Consider the following 26439-nt stretch of genomic DNA (forward strand, 5'->3'; position numbering starts at 1 on the left):
TTGCGAACTACAAAAAACCCAGCTCAAAGCTGGGTTTTTTCTTATCTATAAAGCTGTTGATCAAAAGCTGCGATTACTCGTCACTCTCAATATCGATACGAGTAACACGCTGTAGTCCTCTTGGCAGTAATCCACCACGACGACCACGCTCACCGCGGAAATTATCCAGATCAGCCGGCTTCAAGCCAAGCTTACGCTTACCTGCATACAGTGTCAGTGTTGTCCCTTGAGGAATTGCCATTAGGTGTGAGACAAACTCTTCACGCTCTTTGGCCTTCGCTGATGGGATATTGATGATCTTGTTACCCTTACCTTTGCTCAATTGAGGCAGATCTTTAATTGGGAACAACAACATACGACCTTGGTTAGTAATCGCCAGGATCTCGTTGGTCTCTAGATCTTCAATCGGACTTGGTAGCATCACTTCAGACGCTTGAGGCAAGTTCACCAGAGCCTTACCGCTCTTGTTCTTTGACAACAGGTCACTGCCTTTACATACGAAACCGTAACCTGCATCTGAACCCACCAGCCATAGCTGATCGTCTTCACCCATCACAACTTGTCGGATCGAGCTGCCAGCATTGATATTCAAGCGGCCAGTAATCGGCTCACCTTGGCTACGCGCCGAAGGTAGAGAGTGCGACTCAAGTGAGTAGCTGCGGCCATCACTGCCGAGGAATACTGCTTGTTGGTTACTTTTACCACGCGCACTCGCAAGGTATTTGTCACCCGACTTGTAGTTCAAGCCTTCTGGATCCACTTCATGCCCTTTCGCATGACGAATCCAACCTTTCTCAGAAAGCACGACTGTGATTGGTTCACTTGGGACAAGGTCGCGCTCTGTCAGAGCTTTCGCTTCTGCACGCTCAACCAGTGGAGAACGACGGTCATCACCGTACTTATCTGCGTCCGCTTGAATCTCTTTCTTAATCAGAGTGTTCAGGCGACGTTCAGAGCCTAGTAGCTTCTCTAGCTTTTCACGCTCTTTCTCTAGCTCATCTTGCTCGCCACGGATCTTCATCTCTTCCAGCTTAGCAAGATGGCGAAGTTTGGTATCTAGGATTGCGTCTGCTTGAATCTCTGTGATACCAAAGCGATCCATAAGCACGGCTTTAGGATCGTCTTCAGTTCGGATGATCTCAATCACTTCATCAAGGTTGAGATAGGCAACCAAAAGACCTTCTAAGATGTGTAAGCGCGCTAGCACTTTATCAAGACGGTGCTGTAAACGACGACGTACTGTTGTACGACGGAACTCGATCCACTCTTTAAGGATCTGAACTAGACCTTTAACTTGAGGGCGGTTGTCTAGACCAATCATGTTCAAGTTAACGCGGAAGTTCTTCTCAAGATCCGTTGAAGCAAATAGGTGGCTCATCAGTTGATCGCAGTCGATACGGTTCGAACGAGGCACCACAACGATACGTGTTGGGTTCTCGTGATCCGATTCGTCACGCAGGTCGTCTACCATTGGTAGTTTCTTAGCACGCATCTGGTTAGCGATTTGCTCTAGAAGCTTAGCGCCCGATACTTGGTGAGGCAGAGCCGTGATAACAATATCAGAGCCCTCTTTGTGCCAAACCGCACGCATCTTGATGCTGCCACGCCCCGTTTTGTAGATCTTCTCGATATCTGATTTCGGAGAAATAATCTCAGCTTCGGTTGGATAATCAGGGCCTTTCACATGCTCCATCACTTCCGACAGTTCCGCTTTCGGGCTATCGATCAGTTTGATGGTCGCATCGGCGATCTCACGCACGTTATGTGGCGGGATATCTGTTGCCATACCTACCGCGATACCAGTGATACCGTTAAGCAGAATATGAGGCAGGCGCGCTGGCAGCATTTGCGGCTCTTTCATCGTGCCGTCAAAGTTTGGTTGCCACTCAACTGTGCCTTGGCCTAATTCGCCGAGCAAAACCTCAGCAAACTTAGACAGTTTCGCTTCGGTATAACGCATCGCAGCGAATGATTTCGGATCATCCGGAGCACCCCAGTTACCTTGGCCATCTACCAATGGGTAGCGGTAAGAGAACGGTTGTGCCATCAATACCATGGCTTCGTAACACGCCGAGTCACCGTGTGGATGGTACTTACCCAGTACATCACCAACGGTACGTGCCGACTTCTTGTATTTTGAAGCTGCTGACAAGCCAAGCTCAGACATCGCGTAGATAATACGACGCTGTACTGGTTTGAGGCCGTCACCAATGTAAGGCAATGCACGATCCATGATCACGTACATTGAGTAATTTAAATAGGCATCTTCGGTGAACTTGCGCATTGGCAATTGTTCAACGCCATCAAAAGTAATTTCGTTAGACATTCATTATACCTCGGCCAAATCACCGTTGTTTTGTAGCCATGAACGGCGATCATCAGCACGCTTCTTACCTAGCAGCATGTCCATCATTTCGTTGGTCGCTTCACTGTCATCAATCGTTAGCTGAACCAGACGACGAGTATTTGGATCCATGGTGGTTTCGCGTAGCTGAAGTGGGTTCATCTCACCCAGACCTTTGAATCGTTGTACGTTGATCTTGGCTTTCTTCTTCGATAAGCGCTCTAGCACACCATCTTTCTCATCGTCATCAAGGGCATAGAACACTTCTTTGCCACAGTCGATACGATACAGAGGCGGCATAGCCACATAGATATGACCCGCTTCAACCAAAGAGCGGAAGTGACGAGTAAACAGAGCACACAGCAGCGTCGCAATGTGTAGACCATCCGAGTCCGCATCGGCAAGGATACAGATCTTACCGTAACGTAGGCCAGATAGGTCATCGTTGTCTGGGTCGATACCCAAAGCCACTGAGATATCGTGTACTTCTTGAGATGCGAGAACTTGGTCAGCCGATACTTCCCATGTGTTAAGAATCTTGCCACGCAGTGGCATCACAGCTTGGAACTCACGGTCACGCGCTTGTTTTGCTGAACCACCCGCCGAGTCCCCTTCCACGAAGAAGATTTCTGTGCGGTTTAAGTCTTGAACTGAACAATCTGTCAATTTACCTGGTAATGCAGGGCCTGATGCCACCTTCTTACGTACTACCTTCTTGCTGGCACGCATACGACGGTGCGCATTGGCAATACAGGTTTCGGCTAGTTGCTCAGCCAGTTGCGGTTTTTCATTAAGCCACAAGCTGAATGCATCTTTTACAACGCCAGATACGAACGCAGCGGTTTGACGAGAAGAAAGACGCTCTTTCGTTTGACCTGCAAACTGAGGATCCTGCATCTTCACCGATAACACGTATGAACAACGATCGAAGATGTCATCACCCGTTAGCTTAACGCCACGCGGCAACAGGTTACGGAATTCACAGAACTCACGCATTGCATCCAATAGACCTTGGCGTAGACCGTTCACGTGAGTACCACCTTGTTTGGTTGGTACTAGGTTCACGTAACTCTCAGTGATCATCTCACCGCCTTCTGGCTGCCAGATCACCGCCCAGTTTGCCATTTCAGTTTCTGCTGTGAACTCACCGATGTACGGCTCTTCAGGTAGTAAGGTGTAACCCTTCACGCCCTCTGCAAGGTAGTCTTTTAGACCATCTTCGTAGAACCATTTATGTTCTTCGTTGTTCACCTTATCGCTAAAGGTGATCTCTAGGCCTGGACAAAGAACAGCTTTCGCGCGCAGGTTGTTCACCAAGCGCAGCACTGAGAATTTAGAGCTATCGAAGTACTTCGCATCCGGCCAGAAATGTACTGATGTACCGCTGTTACGCAGGCCACATGAGCCAGTAACAGTTAGGTCGGTGACAGCAACGCCGTTTTCAAATGCAATTTCATGGACTTGACCATCACGACGGACAGTAACTTCAACGCGCTTCGAGAGTGCGTTCACCACGGAAATACCTACACCGTGTAGGCCGCCTGAGAACTTATAGTTATTGTTTGAGAACTTACCACCTGAGTGGAGCTTAGTTAAAATCAGCTCAACACCTGAGATGCCTTTCTCTGGGTGAATATCGACAGGCATACCACGACCATCATCCACCACTTCTAAAGACTGGTCAGCATGCAAGACCACTTTGATCTTCTTCGCGTGGCCAGCCAATGCTTCATCTACAGAGTTATCGATAACTTCTTGGGCTAAGTGGTTTGGCCTTTCAGTCTCGGTATACATCCCCGGACGGTGTCGAACCGGGTCGAGACCTTCAAGAACCTCGAGGTCTTTTGCATTATATTGTTCAGTCATAATACGGAGTTTACTCAAAAAATTTACGTCTGTTCGCTGGGCTCTAATTCGATATAACCGTGTTAGTTGCCGTGAACCCTCACAGCAGAGCGAACGAGCGAAAGTATTGGGGAATATAGTCTGGAAGCAGGGGTTTGATGTCAAGCACGTTCAAAAACTATGACACCAAACTATGATATTTCACCACTGACAGATGAAATAACAGGCAAAAAAGATAAGATGTTGCGGCTGAAGTTAAACCTTATAAGGCTAGAAATTCAATTATCTTTTGAGGGTAACGTTCAAAATCGACAAAGCTGTGGTCGCCGCCCTCTTCTACAGTCTGCTTCGCTCCCTGAAACTTAGCCACCGCTTGGCGGTAATCTAAAACTTCATCTTCTGTTTGCTGCAATAACCAAAAATCACTTGGCTCGGAAATAGAGACCACATCGAGCTGCTTAAGCTCATCAATGTGTTTTTCTTCTAAAACATAATGTTCATTGGTGTATGGGTTAACCTGTTCACCGAGGTAATCGGTCAACAACTCATAAGGTTTCACTGCTGGATTAACCACAGCCGCTTTAAACCCGTAATGCGCATTCAGCCACGTCGACAAATAACCACCTAACGAACTGCCCACCAGCGCAATTTGGTACTGCTCTTTGTGCTCTTCGACAACGCTCTTAAGGTGCGCAGCTGCCAGAGCTGGAAAGCTAGGCAGTTGTGGCGTCACCACTTTGATATCAGGACGATGCTCAGCACAGTACTCAGCCATGACATTGGCTTTGTGCGAACGCGATGAACTATTAAAACCGTGGATATAGAGCAGCATTGAAGGCTTAGTTTGTGGTGTAGCAGCTGACATTAGTAACCCTCAGCATTGAAGTCAGGGGCAAATGCACCGCGCTCAAGTCGACGTACTTCTGTCGCAATCTCGCCATTCGATTTCAATTCAAGCTCTCGCCAGCCCGGGCTGAGCGTATCAAGCGCAAAGTCGTCTGAATTTGGCTTGAACTGAACACAGGTCGATGGCGTTGCCATGACCTGTACACCTAGATGCTCACGATTCATGTCTTGATGCACGTGGCCACATAAAACACCACGAACATTACTGTGTTGTGATACGACATCCCAGAACTGATCTGCATCCTTTAAACTGTGTTGATCAAGCCAAGCACTACCAACCAGTAGTGGGTGGTGATGCAACAAAACTAACGTGTGCTTTTGCGGATATTCCGCTAATTTCTGTTCTAATAGATCGAGCTGTTGATCGCTTAAGCGACCATGTGGGACACCGACGACTTGTGAGTCGAGCAGAATCATCTGCCAATGTTCTCCCAACAGCACGTGTTCAACACACTGTATTTGAGCTGATGGGATAACGCTGCCCATATTAGGTTTGTAGTCGTGGTTACCTGGCAACCAGTAACAAGGCTTCTCTAAAGGCTGAATGCCAGCCTCAAATTTTTGGTAAGACTCTGCGCTGTGATCTTGAGAGATATCACCAGTCGCCAGAACCGCTTCATATTCATAACCTTGGTTCACAATGCCATCGACAACAGCACGAAAGCTATCTTCTGTGTTGATGCTCAGCAGGCTACCATTACTTGGCGCAAAGAGGTGCGTGTCGGTCAGTTGCACTAACTTAATGCTGCTCTCATCTAATTTTGAAGTGTGTGATAATTCCAAAATAACAAATCCAGATACGTTACTGTTAGATCTTCAAAGTATTCAAACGTACGCTAACTCAGCGTAATAGGTGTGCGACTGATTCCATTTTTTAAACAAAACGTTAACCATTCGCCAAGAAACTTATTGAGTTGAAATTTCTCGTCTTTTTGCAAAAGTTTAGTGTTTGGGTAGTCGTATTTCGCTTTGACTCTTGAGAAGTCCCCACTGGCACACACTTCTGCAACGCGAGCGTCGTGATATAGCCTGACAGACATTTTTGGCAAAGGGAATACTGGCATCGCATCACTCTGACATATATCTATTAATGTGGTGTATTTTGTGACCTCATTCACTGTCAATTGATACACCATATTAACCGCTTGATAACAACGCACGTCGCCGACCTGATGTCCCACAGGCAGCAGCGCGTTCAATTTCGCGTAATTTGTCTCATAGACTCGCATCAATTCAGCAAGATCAACATGATACGGCTTTTTCACCGCTATATTCGGCATAGCGTTACTCTTTCCACTTTGACTGTAAATCCAGGTAGTTCAGTTGCAACCATTGCAAAGCAATAATAGTAGCACCATTTTCGAACACACCTTGCTGTACCAGTTGATAAGCTTGTTCACGACTCATCACTTGAACACGAATATCTTCACCTTCGTAGTCAAGCCCATGGACACCTTTCGCCGTGGTTGCATCAACGCAGCCAACCATTACATCCAACTTCTCAGAGCAACCACCCGATGATGGGTAATATGAAGTGATCGGCAAGACATGAGTCACTTCAACACCAGCCTCTTCGACCGCTTCTCGACGAGCGACTTGTTCCGGTGATTCATCGGTATCGATGATTCCCGCGACAATTTCATATTGCCAAGGGTTCTCGTGCTCAAGGGCACCAACTCGGATCTGCTCGACGATCACTACTTCATCTCGAATAGGATCGTAAGGTAGCAGTGCAGCAGCATGTCCACGCTCAAACATTTCGCGTTCTATTGGCTTACTCCACCCGCCTTCAAACAACTTATGTCGAAAGGTGTACTTAACCATTTTGAAAAAACCACGAAAGAGCGTTTCTTTTGAGACAATTTCCACATCTTGTGGAGTAAACTCATGTTGTTGATTGTCATACTGTTGCATTTAGCACCTCACTAAGTGATCTTTATAGTTTACTCATTGTACGAGTTAACTACCAAGGTCTAGGTTCAACTTTTTATACAAAATTTATAATTAAATTTAAGTATCCGAAAATAAATATTGCACAAGTGGACAGTTAAATGTAAAAAAGTGCAAAGTTTCGAGTAAATTACCACCAAACTGAGTTAAACTCTGTAAAGAAAAATTCTATTAAGGCAGGAATAGGAAAATGAGAAAACTGCTTCCACTATTTATCAGTGCAGCAATTGGCAGCCTGAGTTCATCAGCTTTCGCTGATACGCTAGCCGAAGTATATGACCAAGCAAAACAAAACGATCCAACACTTCTTCGTTCAGCTGCGCAGCGTGATGCCGCTTTTGAAGCAGTCACTTCTAGCCGTAGTACTTTACTACCGCAAATCAACCTAACTGCGAACTACGACATCAACCGTGGTGACCGTAACAGCGCAAACAATGACAGCAATGTTTGGGGTGCAGGCATTGGCTTCACGCAAGAGCTTTACCAACGCTCTTCTTGGATCACACTAGACACTGCTGAGAAAACAGCACGTCAAGCTGATTCATCATACGCGGCGGAGCAACAAGGTCTGATCCTTCGTGTTGCGACGGCTTACTTCGAAGTACTGCGTGCACAAGACAACCTTGAGTTCGTTCGTGCAGAGAAAGCTGCTGTTGCTCGTCAACTAGAGCAAACTAAGCAGCGCTTTGAGGTTGGTCTATCGGCAATTACTGACGTACACGATGCACAAGCACAATACGATGCAGTGCTAGCTGACGAAGTTCTAGCTGAAAACACACTGACTAACAACTACGAAGGGCTTCGTGAAATCACAGGTCAAGAGCACTCTAACCTAAGCATTCTTGATACTGACCGCTTCTCAGCAAGCAAGTCTTCTGAGTCAGCAGTCGCGCTAGTTGAACAAGCTCAAGAGAAAAACCTAAGCCTACTGGCTGCACGTATCTCTCAAGACATCGCGAAAGATAACATCTCGCTAGCAAGCTCTGGTCACCTTCCAAGCCTAACGCTTGATGGTAGCTACTCTCTAGCTGATCAATCGAACAGTTCAAGTGACTATGACCAAGACAACCTAAACCTTGGCCTAAACCTAGTTGTGCCACTATACACAGGTGGTAATACGACCTCACTAACTAAGCAGGCTGAATACAACTACGTAGCAGCAAGTGAAGATCTTGAAGCGACTTACCGTAGTGTTGTTAAAGACGTTCGCGCGTTCAACAACAACATCAGCGCATCGATCGGTGCACTACGTGCTTACGAGCAATCGGTAGTTTCAGCTCAATCTGCACTTGAAGCGACAGAGGCAGGTTTCGATGTAGGTACTCGTACTATCGTTGACGTACTTGATTCAACTCGTCGTCTATACGATGCGAACAAGAACCTCTCTGACGCTCGTTACAACTACATCCTAAGCGTACTGCAACTGCGTCAAGCGGTAGGAACACTTAGCGAGCAAGACATTGTTGACGTAAACGCAGGCCTAAAACCAGCAAGCTAATCACTCAACACACCGTCTGATAGAGAGCGAGCTTATCGTTCTCTACATAGCAAATACAAAAATGCCGCTCATAGAGCGGCATTTTTATTTATCAGCTATCAACCTAAGTGAAGCGCTTAGCCACGACCACCTTTGATCGCTTCAATGATCTCTGTAGTTGAACAACCATCTTCAAAGTTAAGCACTTTCACTTCACCACCAGCTGCAATCACTTCTGCACCACCCGCGATCTCTTCTGGCTTGTAATCACCGCCCTTAACTAAGATGCTCGGCAGCACCTCGGAGATTAGGCGCTGTGGGGTATCTTCAGAGAAAGGAACAACCCAGTCTACCGCACCTAGACCAGCAAGAACCGCCATACGACGATCAGTTGGGTTTACAGGACGACCAGGACCTTTCAAGCGCTTAACCGACTCATCAGTATTCACAGCCACAATCAGGCGATCACCCAGCTCAGCAGCGTGATTCATGTAAGAAACATGGCCCGCATGAAGAATATCGAAGCAGCCGTTAGTCATAACCACTTTCTCGCCTTTAGCGCGAGCTCGTTTCACCGCTTCAATCAGAGCAGCCTCTGAAATCACGCCGTAATCTGTATCTTGGCTACCATGTACTGCTTCTGCTAGCTCAATCATAGAAAGAGTCGAAGTACCCAGCTTACCAACTACAACACCTGCCGCTGCGTTTGCCAGTGCACACGCCTCATCAAGTGGCTTGCCTGCAGCAACAGAAGCCGCAAGTACCGAAATAACGGTATCGCCCGCACCAGTCACGTCATACACTTCTTTCGCTTGTGTCGGCAGGTGGAACGGTTCTTGGCCTTTACGCAGTAGCGTCATACCGTGTTCACTGCGAGTAACAAGTAACGCTTCAAAATCAAATTCTTCAATCAGAGCTAAACCTTTCGCCACTAGCTCCTCTTCAGATTTCACTTTACCCGCAACTAGCTCAAATTCCGCCATGTTCGGCGTCAGTAGTGTTGCACCACGGTAGCGTTCAAAGTCCGCGCCTTTCGGGTCAATAAACACCGGAACATTTGCTGCACGCGCTTTCTGAATAAAGCTCTGTACATGCTCAAGCGCGCCTTTTGCGTAATCAGACAGGATCACAGAGCGCACGTTCGGTAGCGCTTGTTCCATACGAGATAGAACCAACTCAGGGTCAGTGTTCTCAAATTTGTCTTCAAAATCTAGACGAATCAGCTGTTGACCACGACTCATCACACGTAGCTTAGTGATGGTTGGGTAATCTTCTAGCTCAACAAAATCACAATTAACTTTAAGTGCACTCAGTGTGTTCTTAAGTACTTGTGCAGGCTCATCTTTACCCGTTAAACCAACGATATGCGCATGGCCACCTAATGATGCAATATTCATTGCCACGTTAGCTGCACCACCAGGACGCTCCTCGTTATTCTCTACTTTTACTACGGGTACTGGCGCTTCTGGTGAAATACGACCGGTAGGGCCATACCAGTAACGGTCTAGCATCACATCACCGACAATCAACACGCCCGATTGGCTGTAGTCAGGTAGAATAGGTTTCATTAGGGATCTCCAAAAATCGAATCTGGATAGAGTCTAGCACACTGATAGTAGTGGCTAAACCATAGAAAAAGACAATGAAGCGGTTTGAGTCACCGCTTCACATTCTAGACAGTTACGCTGATACAAGGTTCCCGCTATTCAGCGAGCATCCACTGCTGCCAAGCCTGAGTGACGAGAGCTCTCTCTTGCTCAAACTTATCCATTGCCACATCAGCATCGAGATTAAGTAGGTTACGGTGATGAATTTCATCGCGCAGTGTGGTGTAGGCGTGAGTGAGTGCCATCGCTTGTGGTTCTTCCATAATACCCTGTGACATCAAGCTCTCGAAGATGCGCACATTATCACACCAACGTGTCAGCTTTGGTTTCTCATGGCTGTATCTCAGTACCAGATATTGAGCAAGAAACTCAACATCTGTTATGCCACCATTGTCTTGTTTAAGCATAAAGCGATCGCTTTTCTTACCGCCGAGGTGGTCACGCATTTTTTCGCGCATCTTAACTACCTCTTGCTTGAGGCTTTCACCATCACGCTCAAGACACAGCACATCATGACGCGTCTTGTTAAATGCCAATGCCAAAGGCTCATCACCATAGATCATACGTGCGCGAGTCAATGCCTGATGCTCCCACGTCCATGCTTCACTGTGCTGGTACTCGTCAAAAGCATCGGTTGGACTTACTAATAAGCCTGATGCACCAGAAGGTCTCAGGCGCGTATCAACCTCATAAAGAATGCCTGAGGCAGTGCGAGTCGAGAAGATATGAATAATGCGCTGAGCCAATCGCAGATAGAATTGACGACCATCGATCTCTTTTTTACCGTCGGTATAAACATGCACTGGGCAGTCATGCATGAAGACAATATCTAGATCCGAGTTATAACCTAGCTCCCAACCACCGACTTTGCCGTAACCAACGACCGCAAAGCCGCGTCCATCACGATCTTTGATGTGTGTTGGCTCGCCATATTTAGCGGCCACCTGCAGCCAAGCTTGATTCACACCCGCTTCCACAATCGCCTCTGCTAGATAGGTTAAGTGATCGCTCACCTTCATTACAGGCAACACACCTGCAATATCCGCCGCTGCAATTCTCAAGATACAGGTCTGCTTAAACTGACGCAGCCCCTCCATCTGCTGCTCCATATCATCCTCAGGAATGCGCGCCAGATAATCACGCAGCTCAGTTTTGTAGGACTCAAGTGGTACAGGGTTATACAACTGCTGAGGATCAATCAGTTCATCAAGCAGGATTGGGTAACGCCCTAACTGTTCTGAGATCATTGGACTCGCGGTACACAGGCGTACCAACTGAGTCAGAGCCGCTGGGTGCTCATCGAGCAGTTCAAGGTACGTTGTTCGCGTGACGATTTTATGCAGCAGGTGCAGCACACGCGACAAGCCAAACTCTGCATCTTTATTGGTATATAAAGCTTGGAACACTTTCGGCATCAAACGGTTAAGAACTTCACGTCCTCTTGGGCCTAACGTTTTCTTCGCGATGTCAACCTTAAACTGAATAATGGTATTAGCGGCTTTCTGTGGGTCGACGGCATCAATGTCTGTCTCCAAGACATGCTCAATCACATCTGGCTTATGTGCCATATCCCACAACTCGCTAAAGTGGCTCGCGATTGGATTCGCTTCCTCCTCTTCCACACCGATAAGCTCTTCAAACACCACATGAACGTTAGCCATGTGCTGACGGGTCTCATCAATCAGTGCCTGCCAGCTTTCAAACTGCATAGCTACCGCCAGTTGGAGCTGCTCTTGCTCATTATCAGGCAGGGTTTGAGTCTGCTTGTCGGCCATCGCTTGCAGTAGGTTCTCTAAACGGCGAAGGAATAGGTAAGCGTCTCTGAGGTGTGCAACTTCACCTGACTCTAAAAGCTTCAAGCTGTCGATCGCTTCAAGGGTGTTCAATAGACCACGGTCTCGCAGGCTTGGTTCACGCCCACCGCGAATCAACTGGAAGACCTGCGCAATAAATTCCACTTCACGAATTCCGCCAGGGCCAAGCTTAATATTGTTAGATAAGCCACGACGACGAACCTCGCTACTGATCATCGATTTCATTCGACGCAAAGATTGAATAGCACTGAAATCAATATAACGACGGAACACAAACGGACGCAGCATTTGGCGCAGCTCTTGATACTCAGGGTACATCTCACTCCCCATCACCCGAGCTTTCACCATGGCATAGCGCTCCCAATCGCGCCCTTGCTCTTGATAGTAATCTTCTAGCGCTGCATAACTCATGACCAATGGACCGCTTTCACCAAACGGACGCAATCGCATGTCAACGCGATAGCAAAAGCCATCAAAGGTCTGTTGGTCGAGTGCCTTGATGATGCGCTGCCCGAGACGAGTGAAAAACTGCGCATTAGCGATACTTCTGCGTGCACCTTGTGTCTCGCCATTCTCTGGATAGGTAAAAATAAGGTCGATATCTGAAGAGAAGTTCAATTCTCCTCCGCCTAACTTACCCATGCCGATGATCAGCATAGGTTGAGCTTCTCCCTGCGCATTACAAGGCGTGCCCCACTCTTTGCAACAGATGTTGTATTGCCACTGATAGGTTTCAAAGATCATGGCTTCAGCGAGCATTGAAAGGTGGCTGAGGCTCTGCTCTAGAGGCCAAGACGCGGTAAAATCACGCCACGCGATATAAGACATTTCGCGATTACGAAACTGACGCAACACTCGCTGACCGCTCATCTCATCTTGGCATTCAACCAGCAGGGCTGCCAACCTCTCTCGATAGCCTTCGGCACGCTCTTCACACTCAAGCATTGAAGGCAGCACTTTTGCTAACTCACTATCACGTTGCAAGCAATCGCCGACAAAACTGCTCAGCCCTAAAATGTAGTTAAGTTGCTCTTGATATTGAGGAGACCAAGTCGAAATCGCTTCGCCTTGATGTTCAAGCAGGTTTTCTAAAGCCGATTGAGAGTGCTGAGTAAGTGAAGCTGGCAATTGCATTTTTCTTCCTTGTTTGGCTAAGCGCATACTGTCTCTATTTATATCAAACTTATGCCAATAAAAAACGCCCACATCAGGAATGTGGGCGTTTTATCGGATTAGAAACAAAACCTAAGCTTATAAAGCCTACTTAGACCTTGAATTGCTTGATCTTACCATCCAGCTCTTCAGCATTGGTTTGCATGATTTGTGAGGTCTCAAGAAGCTCACCAACCACGGTGACCGAGGCTTCCACCAGCTCACGAACATTGGTTAGATTGACACTCATCTCTTCCGCGACGCTACTTTGTTGACCAGCTGCTGTCGCGATTTGGAAGTTCATATCATTGATTTGGTTTACTTGATTCACGATGCCATCGAGCTCTGAGCCCGCGTTGGTGACCAAATCAACGCCTTCAGCTGCTTCGACAACACTCTTCTCCATCAACTCAACCGCTGAGTTTGCACTGGTTTGCAGATGAGTGATCATATCTTGAATTTCGACCGTGGCTTGTTGAGTGCGTTGCGCTAGGTTACGCACTTCATCAGCAACAACCGCAAAGCCACGACCTGCCTCACCAGCACGTGCAGCTTCGATTGCCGCGTTCAATGCCAAAAGGTTAGTCTGCTCAGAAATACCTTGGATAGTACCCACTACGCTTCCAATTGAATCCACACGCTCTTCTACTTGGTTTACCGCCGCCGCTGATGCTGCGATATCAGTCGAGAGCTCACTCATCTTAGACACAGAGCCTTGCACAAATTTTTGACCAGTCAGAGCTTGGCCTGATGCTTGTTCCGTGAGAGAAGAGGCATTCTGTGCGTGCTCAGCCACCGTTTGAACCGTTGATGTCATCTCACTCATTGCAGTCGCTAGCTGATCAATCTCGTTGAACTCTTCCTGCGCTGACTCTTTGGTTTCTGACATACTGATTGTCATCACCTCGGTCAGTGCAAACAATTCATCAGATGAAGCCACTTGCGTTTTAATCATGTCATTCAGTTGAACGCGAGTTTTCTCAAGCTCACGAGCAACATCACCGTACTCATCTTTACAGTCCATATGGATTGGCACTGACAGATTTTTATCCGCCATCGTTTTAATGGCTTCACTCAGATACTGAGTCTGGCGCAGCATTACACGTGCCGCTGCCATCAGAAGAACCACAAACACCACAATCATCAAGCCAGTTTGCCAAGCCACTTGTACTAGGTACGTTTCGTAGTGCTCTTGTGCTACTTGTGCGTTGTTCGTTGCTGCAAGCAGTGAATCATGGAATGTGCTTGCATCCCACAGCTGCTTGGCAATGATCAAAATGGTACTGAATACCATCAGCATGATCATTTTTGGAACGAGACGAACGTCAGAGATTACCCTTTCCCACGGCTTGAATGACAGTTTGGTCATTGTCAGTTCTCCATTAAGTCTTATATATTGGACGCTTCCATATCCGCGCAATAGCAACGATTTGCTAAAGATTGCGATTTATTTCGAGCTTCGTATGAATGTTAGATAGTACCAAAGACACACCCAAGCCAATGAGCTTATTATCACTGATTCTCTCTTTCTTAGCGTTATTTGTGATCTCTGGCTTATTGTTCGCGCCTATCGATAACGAATCTAAACAAGTTCTTATCGGCCTCGATTTTATAATCTGTAGTGTTTTTCTTCTGCAGCTCACTATTGATCTATTTCGAGCGGAAAGTAAAACATCATATTTAAAGATCCACTGGATAGATTTCCTTGCCAGTATCCCGATGATAGAACCTCTACGCTTCGCACGTATCTTTCAGATATTACGGATTATTTTGGTTTTACGCTCAAGCAAACGTATTTTTAGAGAGCTGTTTCGCAATCGCAAAGAAACCACACTCGCCTCCATCATTTTATTGCTAGTGCTGTTGCTCACCATTGGTGCCGGTACGATTCTGCTGCTTGAGCATAAACAGCCAGGGGCGAACATTACCACTGGCCACGACGCACTGTGGTGGGCGTTTGTGACGATTAGTACCGTAGGCTATGGCGATCACTACCCAGTGACAAACTCAGGAAAACTGGTCGCCTCTTTGGTGATCATTTGTGGTGTGGGTGTATTCGGTATGATTTCAGGTTTGGTGACGTCCTTAATTACCGAACCAACCGATTTACAGAATCAAAAGCTGGAGAACAAGGACAAAAAACTCGACCTTATTCTGGAACAACAGCAACAGATCCTTGAACGGCTAGATAAGCTAGAACAGCAGATAAAAAAATAGGGCGCAATGCCCTATTTTCATGTTCTATTTGGTTTTTATTAGTCTTGCCAGTATGGCTCAACTTCAACGCTGATCTGACGCGTCTGCTCCATCGCATGCAGGATAGATACCTCTTGGCGAGCCAACCAACGCTCCAGTTGATCCTTCTCATCACCCTCTAACTTGTCAGTTAACGGGGCAAGCGTTCTTAGCATCAACAGGTCATCAATACCCTGGATCATATCTGCCCACGGTAGACGGAAGCTGTTACGTTCATCAGCATCATACAGACTGGCAAACCCAACACCTGAGTATAGGTTGCGCATTAAGCGGTACTGCTGATCGATGTAAGCTTGGCTGGTCATGACACGTTCAGGTGGGAAAGCTTCCATTAGCTCTGCCCAAGTGCGATCTAATTGCTTGACCGAGAACCACTCGATACCACGTGCCATTTGTTCACGCGCTTTCTCATCAAGGAATGGCTGCCAACCGCGCGATAGGATCCAACGGCTCAAATCAAGCAGCAAACCTGTATAACGCGCAGAGCTCAAAAGAGTGAGTAGTTCTTCACGATCTGGAAGCTGCTCTTGCATCTCTTTTAGCTCAGCAACCAAGAACTTGCGAGCATCTAGCTTACGTAAAACGTGGCCTTTATCTTCTAGCAAATCTTCTAGATGGTCGTAGCTCTTAAGCCACTCTAGTTCTTGCTCTAACCATTTCAGTTCTTGGCGAAGGATCGCACTCGCACGACGCGGGACAATGCCACCATAAATAGTAAAGGTTTGACGGATAAAGCTCAGAGAATGGCTGATCTCATGCAGTGCTTCAATTGATTGACGCTCAGTGAAGATCTGCTCATGATAGTGCCAGTGAGATAGAGCGTGTTCTAGTGACTGAATAAAGCAAGATTCAACCGTGTCATTCTTGTCGGTATCGACCAATGCCAGTGGTTTAACTTCATCACCTTGATAACCCTGTGCCAAGCGATAGCCTTTTGCTGCTTTGCTCAGATTACCCAAACGCATCCCGCCCTGTTCACAGAACTGTCGCGACAGTGTGAATAGTGCATCAGCCTGCCCAGATTTAAGCTCTAACTCAACCTCACAGATTGGCTCTTGTTTGTCACCAGACTCAACAAAGCCTTGGTCAAACGCCACCTCAATCTGACTGCCATCAGGCATCCCCACCAGCCATTGTTCGCGAGTGAAGTTAGTCGAAAAAAGAGGAATCAGTTCAGATTGCAGTGTCTCGATATCCTTACCGTCTGGCCAAATATCGCCAGGGTGAAGAGATAGATTCGGTTGATTGCTATCGTGCTCCGCATTGTACTCTGGTCTCTGGTGCAAACCTGCAACCACACGACCCGCTGTTTTTACGGTTTGTACAAATACGTCATCAAAGCGTCGAATGCGCAAGCCAGTATCGTGCTCACGTAGCCAGTTGTCCGGCGTATCAAAGTAGATGTTACCTAGCTCTCGACAACTGTGCTGAAGTACCTTCGTTTCAGCAATTTTATTGCGTAAAGTCTCTGAAAATTCAGGAGAAACAAAAAACTTCAGTTCTATCTCGGTTTCCATAGTTATACCTTTCTGGGAAGATAGGAACAGGATATTGCCAATTTTAGAACTCGGCAAGTCAGAAATATCGCCCATATGATGATCTAAAACAGTTTTAATGAGAGATTGATTAGGTTAACATGCGCGACTTTATAGCCATCGCTTAACATTTCACCACGAACATGGTGTATGTTTTTTTTAAGGTTATTATTTATTAGGTTGGACAACCATGCCAGTAAATACAATTATGGGGTTATTTGCAAAGTCCCCAATTAAACCTTTGCAACGTCACGTTGTGTGTGTGAACGAATGTTGTTCTCACCTAGTTAACTTCTTTGAAGTATCTTCAAAGGGTGACTGGGAAAAGGCAGCTGAAATTCGTGCGCAGATTTCTCATCTTGAAAAAGAAGCAGACGTACTAAAACGTGAAATCCGCCTTAAACTTCCTCGCGGTTTGTTTATGCCGGTTGATCGCACCGATATGTTGGAGCTATTAACTCAGCAAGACAAACTTGCAAACCTAGCGAAAGACATCGCTGGCCGCGTTTACGGTCGTCAGCTTGTCATTCCTGCTCCTCTACAAGAGAATTTCATCGCTTACGTTAAACGTTGCCTAGATGCAGCGAACCAAGCACAAAACGTAATCAATGAACTAGATGAATTACTTGAGACTGGCTTTAAAGGCCGTGAAGTAACACTCGTTGCTGAGATGATTCATCAATTAGATGTAATCGAAGATGATACAGACGCGATGCAGATCGAGCTACGCCAACAACTAATGGCAATTGAAGCGGATCTAAACCCTGTCGACATCATGTTCTTATACAAGATTCTTGAATGGGTCGGTGGTATTGCAGACCAAGCGCAGCGTGTTGGCGCTCGTCTTGAAGTAATGCTTTCTCGATCTTAAATCAAACGTTAACTATATAACGAAGAGCACTTTTTAACCAAAACCACTTATGCGTTGAGTATTTCTCTCGCTGAGCGGTTTTTTGCGTCTAAATTTGCTCCGCTTGTTATCAAACAACTAGGTATTACGATGGATATCCTTGCTAACTACGGCACTGTCCTGATTCTTATTGCAGCAGCTTTCGGTTTCTTGATGGCTATTGGTATTGGTGCGAATGACGTTGCGAACGCAATGGGCACTTCAGTAGGCTCAAAAGCTCTAACCGTTAAACAAGCGATCATTATCGCAATGATCTTTGAATTTGCTGGTGCTTATCTTGCTGGCGGTGAAGTTACCGATACTATCCGTAAAGGTGTTATCGAGACATCTCTATTTGCACACCAACCTGACGTACTTGTATTCGGCATGATGTCAGCACTACTTGCTGCTGGTACATGGCTACTACTTGCTTCTTACATGGGCTGGCCTGTTTCAACAACGCACTCAATCATCGGTGCTATCATCGGTTTCGCTTGTGTGTCTGTTGGTACTGAAGCGGTGGACTGGGGCAGCGTTCAAGGTATCGTAGGTAGCTGGATCATTACGCCTGTTATCTCTGGTTTCTTCGCTTACGTTATCTTCGTAAGTGCTCAGCGCCTGATCTTTGATACTGAGAACCCACTGTTCAACGCTAAGCGTTTTGTTCCTGTGTACATGTTCATCACAACAATGGTGATCGCGCTAGTAACAATCAAGAAAGGTCTAAAGCACGTTGGTCTTCACCTAAGCAACACTGAAGCTTGGGTTTGGGCTGCTAGCGTTTCTGCGATCGTTATGGTTGGTGGCTACCTATACATCCAGAAGAAATTCGCTAACCGCGAAGAAGACCACAGCTTTGCTGGCGTAGAAGGTATCTTCTCTGTTCTTATGGTTATCACAGCGTGTGCGATGGCATTTGCTCACGGTTCAAACGACGTAGCTAACGCGATTGGTCCACTGTCTGCTGTTGTATCAACAGTTGAACACATGGGTGAAATCACAGGTAAGAGCACCATCGCATGGTGGATTCTACCTCTAGGTGGTTTTGGTATCGTTGTTGGTCTTGCAACACTTGGCCATAAAGTAATGGCAACAGTTGGTACTGGTATTACAGAACTAACACCAAGCCGTGGTTTTGCAGCACAACTTGCAACAGCATGTACCGTAGTTCTTGCTTCTGGTACTGGTCTACCAATCTCAACCACACAAACACTTGTTGGTGCGGTATTGGGTGTTGGTTTCGCTCGCGGTATCGCAGCTCTAAACCTTGGCGTAGTACGTAACATCGTTGCTTCTTGGATTGTAACACTGCCAGCAGGTGCACTGCTTGCGGTTGTATTCTTCTACGCAATTCAAGGTATGTTCATCGGCTAACCCTATTTCAGGGGCTGAATGCACGTCAGAAAATTGTGAGTTTCAGTAACGATATGTAAATCTCATGTCATTATTGACTCAAATACACAGAAAGGGAGGCTCAGCCTCCCTTCTTTGTTGCACCCTACCGAGAAACTAAATACTATCTGCTAACTGAGGCTGACTTATTGCCCACCCCAATTGAAATCGTTAAGGGATTTACTGTGAAAAAACTGATTAGCTTCGTTTTGTTCGCAATGCTTGCAGCCCCAGCTGCGTTTGCACAAGACCGTTATATTGCTGATAAACTATTTACTTATATGCACTCTGGCCCAAACAATAGCTACCGTATTATTGGTAGTGTCGATGCCGGTCAAAAAATCACATTCCTACAAGCAAATAAGCAAACTGGTTATACCCAAATTCAAGACAACCGTGGCCGTAAAGGCTGGGTTGAGAGCAAGTTTGTCACTTCTCAAGAGAGCATGGCACTGCGCATGCCTAAGCTAGAAAAAGAACTAGCAGAAGTGAAAGCTAAGCTGGCTAACGCTCGTCAAAGCGCAGATAGCGAAAAAGCGGGCCTAATCAGCTCTCTTGATTCTCGCAACACGCAAATTTCTGAGCTAGAGCAGAACTACAGCGAAATCAGCCAACAGCTGACAAGCGTTCAAACTGAAAACCGCGAACTACGCGCTAAGTTAGACACGCAAAAAGATGACCTACTGCTGAAGTACTTCATGTACGGCGGCGGTGTCGCAGGCCTAGGTCTGTTGTTTGGTCTGATTCTTCCGCACCTAATCCCGCGCAAGAGAAAATCACCAAACGGTTGGGCGTAATCGCAACAAATCAAAAAAGGAGCACTCATGTGCTCCTTTTTGTTTTTCTAATGTTCAATCGCTCCAGCGATTAACCTTGCCACTCATAAAGCGCTGGGATTTCGATAGCCTGCTCTTCAAACTCCACCACAATAGATTGCGGCTTCACTTCTATTAGCTGCACTTCAGGAGTTATCCAATCCCCTTGTGCCACCTCTTTGTCGTTAATTTTAACCCAGCGCCTCTCTGCACTGCTTGAGTACATATGCGTTTGCAGGTTCAGGCTTGGTAAACGACCACTTAAGCTCTGGGTATGCGACTCCAGCTGGACAGTCGGTTGAGGTCGGTATTGGTCAATGTCCACCTCAGACGGTGAATCACTGTTATCAAGAATCGACTCAATCTTGAGGGCTAACTCAGGAGACAGCTCGGTAAGATCCAGTCCTTGTAACAGGTCACCTTCCATCGCTTCATTACCTGCACTACTAGTGTTTTGCTTCACTTGCGGATTGTTTGATTCATCGGCCAGTTGTTGCGGTTCATCCTCGGAATCAACCTGAGCCAATACAGAGTCGTCTTGCTCATTCGACACTTGTGTCTCTTGCTCATCACTGTTAACTGTTTCAGCGTTAACCGATGCATAGTTCATTTGACGAGGTAAAGCTTTCAGTTCGCCCACCTGAGGTGCAGGACGAATGCTAAACAACTCAGAATCTACGTCACTCACCACCAACTCATCAGGGTCGAGTTCTGGGGCTTCTTGAGCAGGAATCGACTCTGGCGTGACCGCCGCGACCACACTTACTGACTCAGTTAGTGCAACTACACTCCCTTGCTCTTTAGAGGTTTGCTCTTGATAAAGCAAGCCTCCCGCAACAAGTAGCGATGGTACCAATAAGATCAATAGGCTCAACGCGATTGATGCACCACGATGCGAACGCAACTTAGGAGCTTGAGTCGACACCAGGTGCAGCTGGAACCCGGGCATTTCCGATTTTTGTAAACGGCTCATTGTTCGAGACATTACCCTCTCTCCTCATCAATGCTCATCAGGATAGGTGAATCTAACTGAGCGATTCGTTGTAGACGCGCAAGCGTTCTTTTTCCCGCAATGCCATCAACTGACATTCCTTGCCAGATCTGAAATGCTTCGACCTTACGCTTGAGCTCGTCATCAAACAGCTCTTGTCCCGTTACATTTTCTCCTAATGCTTCAGACAGCAGCAAATCAAGCAATGCGACCGCTTCTCCGGAATCCCCCTCTCTAAGTGTCTCTCTCAGAGGTTGTTTCCATATCGCAACATAATCGCCCTGCCACAAGGTTTCTAATGCTGAAACCGGTATTTGAACTAAAGATTGATTCACTAATAATTCAACCGACTTGTCAGAAAGACCATACAGCACTGCATGATAAGACTGTTCCTCAAAGGTCAGGTTTAATACTACTGGTGAGTTGAGTTGAATCAGTTCACGCAGTGTCGCTTGCCCTTCAACACACACGAACACACTCTGTGGTTCACTCAAACATAAGCCATCTCGAAGTGAAGATTGATAACCCCACAACTGATACAGGTCTTGGATGGCAGAAGCTCGACTTGTGCCCTGCGTGAGCTGTTGAGCAATATGTTCAGGCAGCAGAGGGGCTGTTGTTTCAGCTTGAATCTCTATAGGAGCCTGCATCGCCGTTTTAATTTGAGGTTCAAGGTCAGACGCCACCTGTTCATTAACAAGCCACTTATCGATGTTTTGCGGTAGGTACGTAAACGTCCCCCAAGCGAGTCCTAAGCCCAGCACACTCAACGCGCTGTATTGCACCAGTTTCGGCCAAACTGCCGACTGCTGTTTAACCGGCGCTTGATACACCTCAGCTTGGAACGACATGATCTGCTGACACGCTTGCTCAACGGTAGCTTGAGATGGTGTTTTTTCGCCTTGATGAAAGCTCAATTGAAGGGCTTTGTCACACACAAGGTTAATCAATCTCGGTATGCCATGGGTGTATTGGGCGATGGATTTCACTGCGCGATTAGAGAACAGCATCTGCTGTGCACCCGCAGTCTCCAATCTAAACGCAATGTACTTACCCGCCTCTTGGGCGTTGAGAGGCAGCAGGTGATAACGCCCTGTGATACGTTGTGCTAGCTGTCGAAGTTGATTAGTTTGCAAATGTTGTTGCAGCTCGGGTTGCCCCACCAGCAGCACTTTCAATAATTTACGGCTGTCTGTCTCTAAGTTGGTCAGAAGTCGCAGCTGCTCCAATACATCAGCGGCGAGATGCTGAGCTTCATCAATCACCAGTAGGGTGTGAATCCCCTGCTCATGGCTGTCCAACAAGAAACTATGAATAGCCTGGCTCAACTGCTTGAGTGAAGCCTGTTCTGGGTAATCAATCTCAAACTCATCACACACCGCTTCGAGCAGCTCAATGTTAGAGAATGTCGGATTCAGTATAAGGCCTGCTTGAGTTTGATCATCCAAAGATGCCAACATCGCCTTAGCAACGGTCGTTTTACCAGTTCCCACTTCACCTGTCAGCATGGCAAAACCACCACCGTCACCCAATCCAGCTTGCAGGTTCTGCATTGCTTCCTGATGACGCTGACTTAAAAACAAGTAGCGAGAATTTGGTACAATCGAGAATGGCATCTCTACGAAGCCAAAATATTCCTTATACATGGGCTGCCCTATAATTACGATAAATGGAAATTACCATTGCTCGCCATAAAGTCCAGCAGTGATAAAAGATTTCGAGGTGATAAGTTGCAAAACTACGATGGCTTACCAATACACCAGAGCCTAAACAGGTATTTAGTAGGTGGTGCAGTACGCGACCAATTACTGGAAATTGCGAGCTACGACAAAGATTGGGTTGTCGTCGGCAGTACGCCGCAGCAGATGGAAGAACTTGGGTTTACCGCCGTTGGTAAAGAGTTTCCAGTTTTCTTGCACCCAAAAACTAAAGAAGAGCACGCATTAGCACGAACTGAGAAAAAGTCTGGCTCTGGCTATACAGGTTTTGAGTGCTATTTTGCACCTGACGTTACCCTCGAAGAAGATCTCATGCGTCGCGACCTAACCATCAACGCTATCGCACAAGATGAACAAGGTACACTCTACGACCCCTATCATGGTCAACAAGACCTAGAGAACCGCGTCCTAAGGCACGTCTCCGAAGCCTTTGTCGAAGACCCACTTCGCGTGCTGCGCGTGGCTCGTTTCGCCGCCAAGCTTCATCACTTGGGTTTTACCATTGCGCCAGAAACACTAGAGATGATGCAACGTATCGTTGAGTCAGGTGAATTAGAACATCTAACAGCAGAACGAGTCTGGCAAGAGTGGCACAAATCACTGAGCACACCACACCCTGAGATCTTCTTATCAACCTTAAGAGAATGCGGTGCCCTAGCCGTGGTACTCCCTGAGTTGGATGCGCTATTTGGCGTACCGCAGCCTGAAAAGTGGCATCCTGAGATCGACACTGGTATTCACACCTTGATGGTTGCTCAGCAGGCAGCACTATTAAGCACCTCTCTGCCCGTTCGTTTTGCCGCTCAAGTTCATGACCTTGGTAAAGGTGTTACCCCACCAAGTGAATGGCCAAGCCATAAGATGCACTGTCATACTGGGCTCAAGCTGATCAAATCACTGTGTGAACGAGTGCGAGTGCCAAATGAGTTTCGCGATTTGGCACTGCTTGTCTGCGAACAGCACTCCAACATCCATCGTGCAGGTGAGCTCAAACCATCCACCTTCCTAAAGATCCTCAACAAATTTGATGTGTGGCGCAAACCTGAGAGACTCAATGACATCTTGCTGTGTTGCCAAGCAGATCATGCGGGAAGAAAAGGATTAGAGTCTGATCCTTATCCACAAAAACCGCGCTTTGAAGCAGCGTATCAAGCTGCATTAGGGGTCGATGTTAAAGCCGTGATTGCCGATGGTTTTAAAGGTAAAGATATTCGTGATGAGCAAGAGAAGCGCCGTATTCAGGCTATTGAGAGCGCTCTAGCTACCGCTTAAAAGTAGCTAACTTGTATCATTAATTTAAACAACAAAGCCCGCTGAATCCGCGGGCTTTGTGCGTTTTGAACTTTGAGTTGGAGCTTATTGCATCATCAAGAAAGCAAACAGGCCACAACCTAGAATCAAGCGGTAGATAACAAATGGCGTCATACCCATGCGAGAGATTAACTTCAAGAAGAAGTGAATGCAGATATAAGCGCTGATGAAAGAGACCACAATACCCGTCAACAAAGTACCAACGTGGATTGGATCACCGCTAGTGACTAGCTTAAGGCCTAAGTAGCCGCCCGCTAGCGTGATAATAGGAATCGACATTAAGAAAGAGAAACGAGCTGCCGCTTCACGAGTAAAACCAAGGTACAGCGCTGCAGTAATAGTTGCGCCAGAGCGAGACGTACCTGGGATCATCGCCATCGCTTGCGCCAAACCAATGAATAGCGCCTTCTTCCATCCTGCTTGATACTCATCGTCACGTAGTGCTGAGTTCTTATCTACCCACCACAACAACAAACCAAACACGATGGTCGTGGTCGCGATAACCCACGCACTACGTAGGTAAAGCTCAATGATATCTTTCATCAACAAGCCAAACACACAAGCAGGAATAGTCGCTAAGATGATCATCCAAGCCAGTTTCGCTTCTTTGCTTCGATCACCTTTGAACACTGAACCAAAAAACGCATTCAGTAGTGAGATAACCTCTTTGCGGAAATAGATAACTACTGCCGCCAATGTACCAACGTGTACCGCCACATCAAATGCCAAGCCTTGGTCTTCCCAGCCAAGTACAGCTGAAGGAAGGATCAAGTGTGCAGAGCTTGAGATCGGCAAAAATTCGGTAAAGCCTTGCACCAACGCCAAAATAAACGCTTCAAAATAACTCATTTCTAACCTTATAAATTTATAGTTCTATATCTACAACAGAGAGGGAGTCTAGCTGCTCCATTTTCTGCCATATTTCACTGACGGTTCGTCCATCCTGGGGGATTACCCGAGCAGGACAGAGATCATATAGTGGTTGTGTGACAAAAGGATATTTAAAGATATCACTGCGAGGGAGTTGAGGTTTTTGAGAAGAAACCACATCACCAAACAACACGATATCGAGATCTAAATTGCGGTCTTGCAACTTATGGGCATCCTTCGCGCGCCCGTATTTAAACTCAATTTTACGCAGCTGTTGTGAAAATTCGGTCAATGACAACAAAGTATCGAGCTCAATCACGAAGTTATAGAACGGATGGCTATCAAACCCCACCGGTTCACAGTGATAAATCGAGGAGCAACGCAGATTGCTCCCCAAAGATTGCAGCTCTAGCCAAGCGGCCTTGGCATGTTTGTCACGGTCGATATTGGTGCCGACCCCGACATAAGCAATGGTCATGCTTGGCCTCGTTCGATGACCACGCCTACAGCTTTCGCTTGAGGCACTGCGCCCGGCTTCGCCAGACGGATCTTGATCCATGGCACTGAGAATTGCGTCATGATCAACTCAGCGATCTCTTCTGCAACACGCTCAACCAATAGGAAGCGACCATTTTCAATGTGCTCAAGCACCACCGTGCTCACCTTTGAATAATCTAAAGCATCGACCACGTCATCACTTTTACCTGCAGGACGGTTGTCGTGAGCCATCTCTATATCAAGCACTAGCTTTTGCTTAATTTCTTGTTCCCAGTCATACACACCAATTGTTGTGATTACTTCTAACTGTTCGATGAAAACTTTATCCAGTGCCATTAGTTGTCCTTTTAGAGGTCGGATACCCAAAAATGGGAAAAAAACGTATTATTTGCCTAATTCAGGATATGATATCAATTACTCTTGGATTGAGCATTATTTTCGCACCATTAAGGACAGACATGACTCCATTGGCACTCATTATGATCATTGCAGCCTATCTATTAGGTTCAATCTCAAGTGCGGTCTTGATATGCCGAGTCGCGCGTCTGCCCGATCCTAGAACCGTAGGTTCAAATAATCCCGGCGCTACCAATGTATTGCGTATCGGTGGCAAAGCCGCTGCAGCTTCTGTATTGCTGTGTGACATGCTAAAAGGGACGATTCCCGTCTGGCTTGGTTACTTCCTCGATATTGACCCTATCATTCTGGGTGTTGTCGCGATTGCTGCTTGTTTGGGCCATATGTACCCAATCTTCTTCCACTTTAAAGGTGGTAAGGGCGTTGCGACGGCCTTGGGCGCCATCGCGCCTATTGGTCTTGACCTTACCGGTATGATTATGGGCACTTGGCTACTGGTCGCTTTCCTCTTCCGTTACTCATCCTTGGCCGCGATTGTCACCGTGTTAGTCACTCCGTTTTATGCATGGATGGTTAAACCACAGTACACACTTCCTGTTGCCATGTTGTGCTGCTTGATCGTGCTGCGCCATCATCAAAATATTCGCCGATTACTTGACGGCAGCGAGCCAAAATTAGGACAAAAAAAATCGGCGTAATCGATATAGATTAC

The 26439-nt window shown here is 46.8% G+C and carries 22 protein-coding genes; 7 read left to right on the forward strand and 15 right to left on the reverse strand.

The window, feature by feature from the left end; genetic code table 11:
- Positions 1-73: 73 nt before the first annotated feature.
- The 6 genes from parC to nudF all read right to left on the reverse strand — a co-directional run bounded on the left by parC (position 74) and on the right by nudF (position 7009).
- On the reverse strand, positions 74-2326 hold the full coding sequence (gene parC, locus KI743_RS19170; protein ID WP_285467771.1) for a DNA topoisomerase IV subunit A: 2253 nt from the start codon (positions 2324-2326) through the stop codon (positions 74-76).
- Positions 2327-2329: 3 nt separating this feature from the next.
- A complete protein-coding gene (parE, locus tag KI743_RS19175; protein WP_032553096.1) occupies positions 2330-4210 on the reverse strand; it encodes a DNA topoisomerase IV subunit B in 1881 nt (626 codons plus the stop codon).
- A 241-nt stretch (positions 4211-4451) separates the two neighbouring features.
- Positions 4452-5054, reverse strand: coding sequence for an esterase YqiA (gene yqiA / locus KI743_RS19180; RefSeq protein ID WP_285467772.1), 603 nt, complete (start codon positions 5052-5054; stop codon positions 4452-4454).
- On the reverse strand, positions 5054-5878 hold the full coding sequence (cpdA, locus tag KI743_RS19185; protein WP_285467774.1) for a 3',5'-cyclic-AMP phosphodiesterase: 825 nt from the start codon (positions 5876-5878) through the stop codon (positions 5054-5056). The genes yqiA and cpdA overlap by 1 nt, the downstream gene beginning before the upstream one ends.
- Before the next feature lie 53 nt (positions 5879-5931).
- On the reverse strand, positions 5932-6375 hold the full coding sequence (locus KI743_RS19190) for a DUF1249 family protein (RefSeq protein WP_032553092.1): 444 nt from the start codon (positions 6373-6375) through the stop codon (positions 5932-5934).
- A 4-nt stretch (positions 6376-6379) separates the two neighbouring features.
- Positions 6380-7009: an ADP-ribose diphosphatase gene (gene nudF / locus KI743_RS19195; protein ID WP_032553091.1), complete on the reverse strand. Its 630-nt coding sequence runs from the start codon at positions 7007-7009 to the stop codon at positions 6380-6382.
- A gap of 226 nt (positions 7010-7235) precedes the next feature.
- Between nudF and tolC the strand changes: the two genes are divergently transcribed.
- A complete protein-coding gene (gene tolC, locus KI743_RS19200) occupies positions 7236-8543 on the forward strand; it encodes an outer membrane channel protein TolC (protein WP_032553090.1) in 1308 nt (435 codons plus the stop codon).
- 116 nt (positions 8544-8659) lie between these two features.
- On the opposite strand, the gene hldE is transcribed toward tolC, so the two are convergent.
- From hldE to KI743_RS19215, 3 genes are all read right to left on the reverse strand, one after another.
- Entirely contained in the window at positions 8660-10090 is a 1431-nt protein-coding gene (gene hldE / locus KI743_RS19205) for a bifunctional D-glycero-beta-D-manno-heptose-7-phosphate kinase/D-glycero-beta-D-manno-heptose 1-phosphate adenylyltransferase HldE (protein ID WP_150870851.1), read from the reverse strand.
- Between the two features lie 134 nt (positions 10091-10224).
- Positions 10225-13077 (reverse strand): bifunctional [glutamate--ammonia ligase]-adenylyl-L-tyrosine phosphorylase/[glutamate--ammonia-ligase] adenylyltransferase, encoded by a 2853-nt coding sequence (gene glnE, locus KI743_RS19210; RefSeq protein WP_285467775.1) that lies wholly within the window; start codon positions 13075-13077, stop codon positions 10225-10227.
- Between the two features lie 130 nt (positions 13078-13207).
- Entirely contained in the window at positions 13208-14464 is a 1257-nt protein-coding gene (locus KI743_RS19215; RefSeq protein ID WP_150870849.1) for a methyl-accepting chemotaxis protein, read from the reverse strand.
- Between the two features lie 98 nt (positions 14465-14562).
- Here KI743_RS19215 and KI743_RS19220 point away from each other — a divergent pair, with 98 nt between their 5' ends.
- The gene (locus tag KI743_RS19220) at positions 14563-15312 is read left to right on the forward strand and encodes a potassium channel family protein (protein WP_285467776.1); all 750 of its coding nucleotides are present in this window, start codon (positions 14563-14565) and stop codon (positions 15310-15312) included.
- Positions 15313-15350: 38 nt separating this feature from the next.
- On the opposite strand, the gene KI743_RS19225 is transcribed toward KI743_RS19220, so the two are convergent.
- On the reverse strand, positions 15351-16868 hold the full coding sequence (locus KI743_RS19225; protein ID WP_150870846.1) for an inorganic triphosphatase: 1518 nt from the start codon (positions 16866-16868) through the stop codon (positions 15351-15353).
- 208 nt (positions 16869-17076) lie between these two features.
- Here KI743_RS19225 and KI743_RS19230 point away from each other — a divergent pair, with 208 nt between their 5' ends.
- The 3 genes from KI743_RS19230 (at position 17077) to KI743_RS19240 (ending at position 19964) form a co-directional block, all read left to right on the forward strand.
- Positions 17077-17757 carry a TIGR00153 family protein gene (locus KI743_RS19230; RefSeq protein ID WP_032553084.1) on the forward strand — a complete coding sequence of 227 codons (681 nt, stop codon included), beginning with the start codon at positions 17077-17079 and terminating at the stop codon, positions 17755-17757.
- Between the two features lie 129 nt (positions 17758-17886).
- Positions 17887-19149, forward strand: a complete 1263-nt coding sequence (locus KI743_RS19235; protein WP_285467778.1) for an inorganic phosphate transporter — start codon at positions 17887-17889, stop codon at positions 19147-19149.
- Positions 19150-19352: 203 nt separating this feature from the next.
- Positions 19353-19964 (forward strand): TIGR04211 family SH3 domain-containing protein, encoded by a 612-nt coding sequence (locus KI743_RS19240; protein WP_032553081.1) that lies wholly within the window; start codon positions 19353-19355, stop codon positions 19962-19964.
- Between the two features lie 70 nt (positions 19965-20034).
- Here the strand turns inward: KI743_RS19240 and KI743_RS19245 are convergent, their stop codons facing one another.
- Both KI743_RS19245 and KI743_RS19250 read right to left on the reverse strand, forming a co-directional pair.
- Entirely contained in the window at positions 20035-20967 is a 933-nt protein-coding gene (locus KI743_RS19245) for a general secretion pathway protein GspB (RefSeq protein ID WP_285467779.1), read from the reverse strand.
- Positions 20967-22619: an ExeA family protein gene (locus tag KI743_RS19250; protein ID WP_285467780.1), complete on the reverse strand. Its 1653-nt coding sequence runs from the start codon at positions 22617-22619 to the stop codon at positions 20967-20969. Before KI743_RS19250 ends, KI743_RS19245 begins: the two co-directional genes overlap by 1 nt.
- 36 nt (positions 22620-22655) lie before the next feature.
- Here KI743_RS19250 and KI743_RS19255 point away from each other — a divergent pair, with 36 nt between their 5' ends.
- Entirely contained in the window at positions 22656-23963 is a 1308-nt protein-coding gene (locus KI743_RS19255) for a multifunctional CCA addition/repair protein (protein WP_285467781.1), read from the forward strand.
- Positions 23964-24047: 84 nt separating this feature from the next.
- Here KI743_RS19255 and KI743_RS19260 read toward each other — a convergent pair whose 3' ends face one another.
- Genes KI743_RS19260 through folB form a run of 3 tightly spaced genes read right to left on the reverse strand, consistent with a single transcriptional unit; the run spans position 24048 to position 25706 of the window.
- Complete coding sequence (locus tag KI743_RS19260; RefSeq protein WP_032553077.1) at positions 24048-24851, reverse strand: undecaprenyl-diphosphate phosphatase; 804 nt, start codon at positions 24849-24851, stop codon at positions 24048-24050.
- Positions 24852-24867: 16 nt separating this feature from the next.
- A complete protein-coding gene (gene folK / locus KI743_RS19265) occupies positions 24868-25350 on the reverse strand; it encodes a 2-amino-4-hydroxy-6-hydroxymethyldihydropteridine diphosphokinase (RefSeq protein ID WP_032553076.1) in 483 nt (160 codons plus the stop codon).
- Positions 25347-25706, reverse strand: coding sequence for a dihydroneopterin aldolase (gene folB, locus KI743_RS19270; protein WP_285467782.1), 360 nt, complete (start codon positions 25704-25706; stop codon positions 25347-25349). Before folB ends, folK begins: the two co-directional genes overlap by 4 nt.
- Positions 25707-25828: 122 nt before the next feature.
- On the opposite strand from folB, the gene plsY reads away from it, so the two are divergent.
- Positions 25829-26425, forward strand: coding sequence for a glycerol-3-phosphate 1-O-acyltransferase PlsY (gene plsY, locus KI743_RS19275; protein WP_032553074.1), 597 nt, complete (start codon positions 25829-25831; stop codon positions 26423-26425).
- Positions 26426-26439: the final 14 nt, after the last annotated feature.

It is taken from the genome of Vibrio sp. D420a, from assembly GCF_030248625.1.
Classification (GTDB): domain Bacteria; phylum Pseudomonadota; class Gammaproteobacteria; order Enterobacterales; family Vibrionaceae; genus Vibrio; species Vibrio fortis_A.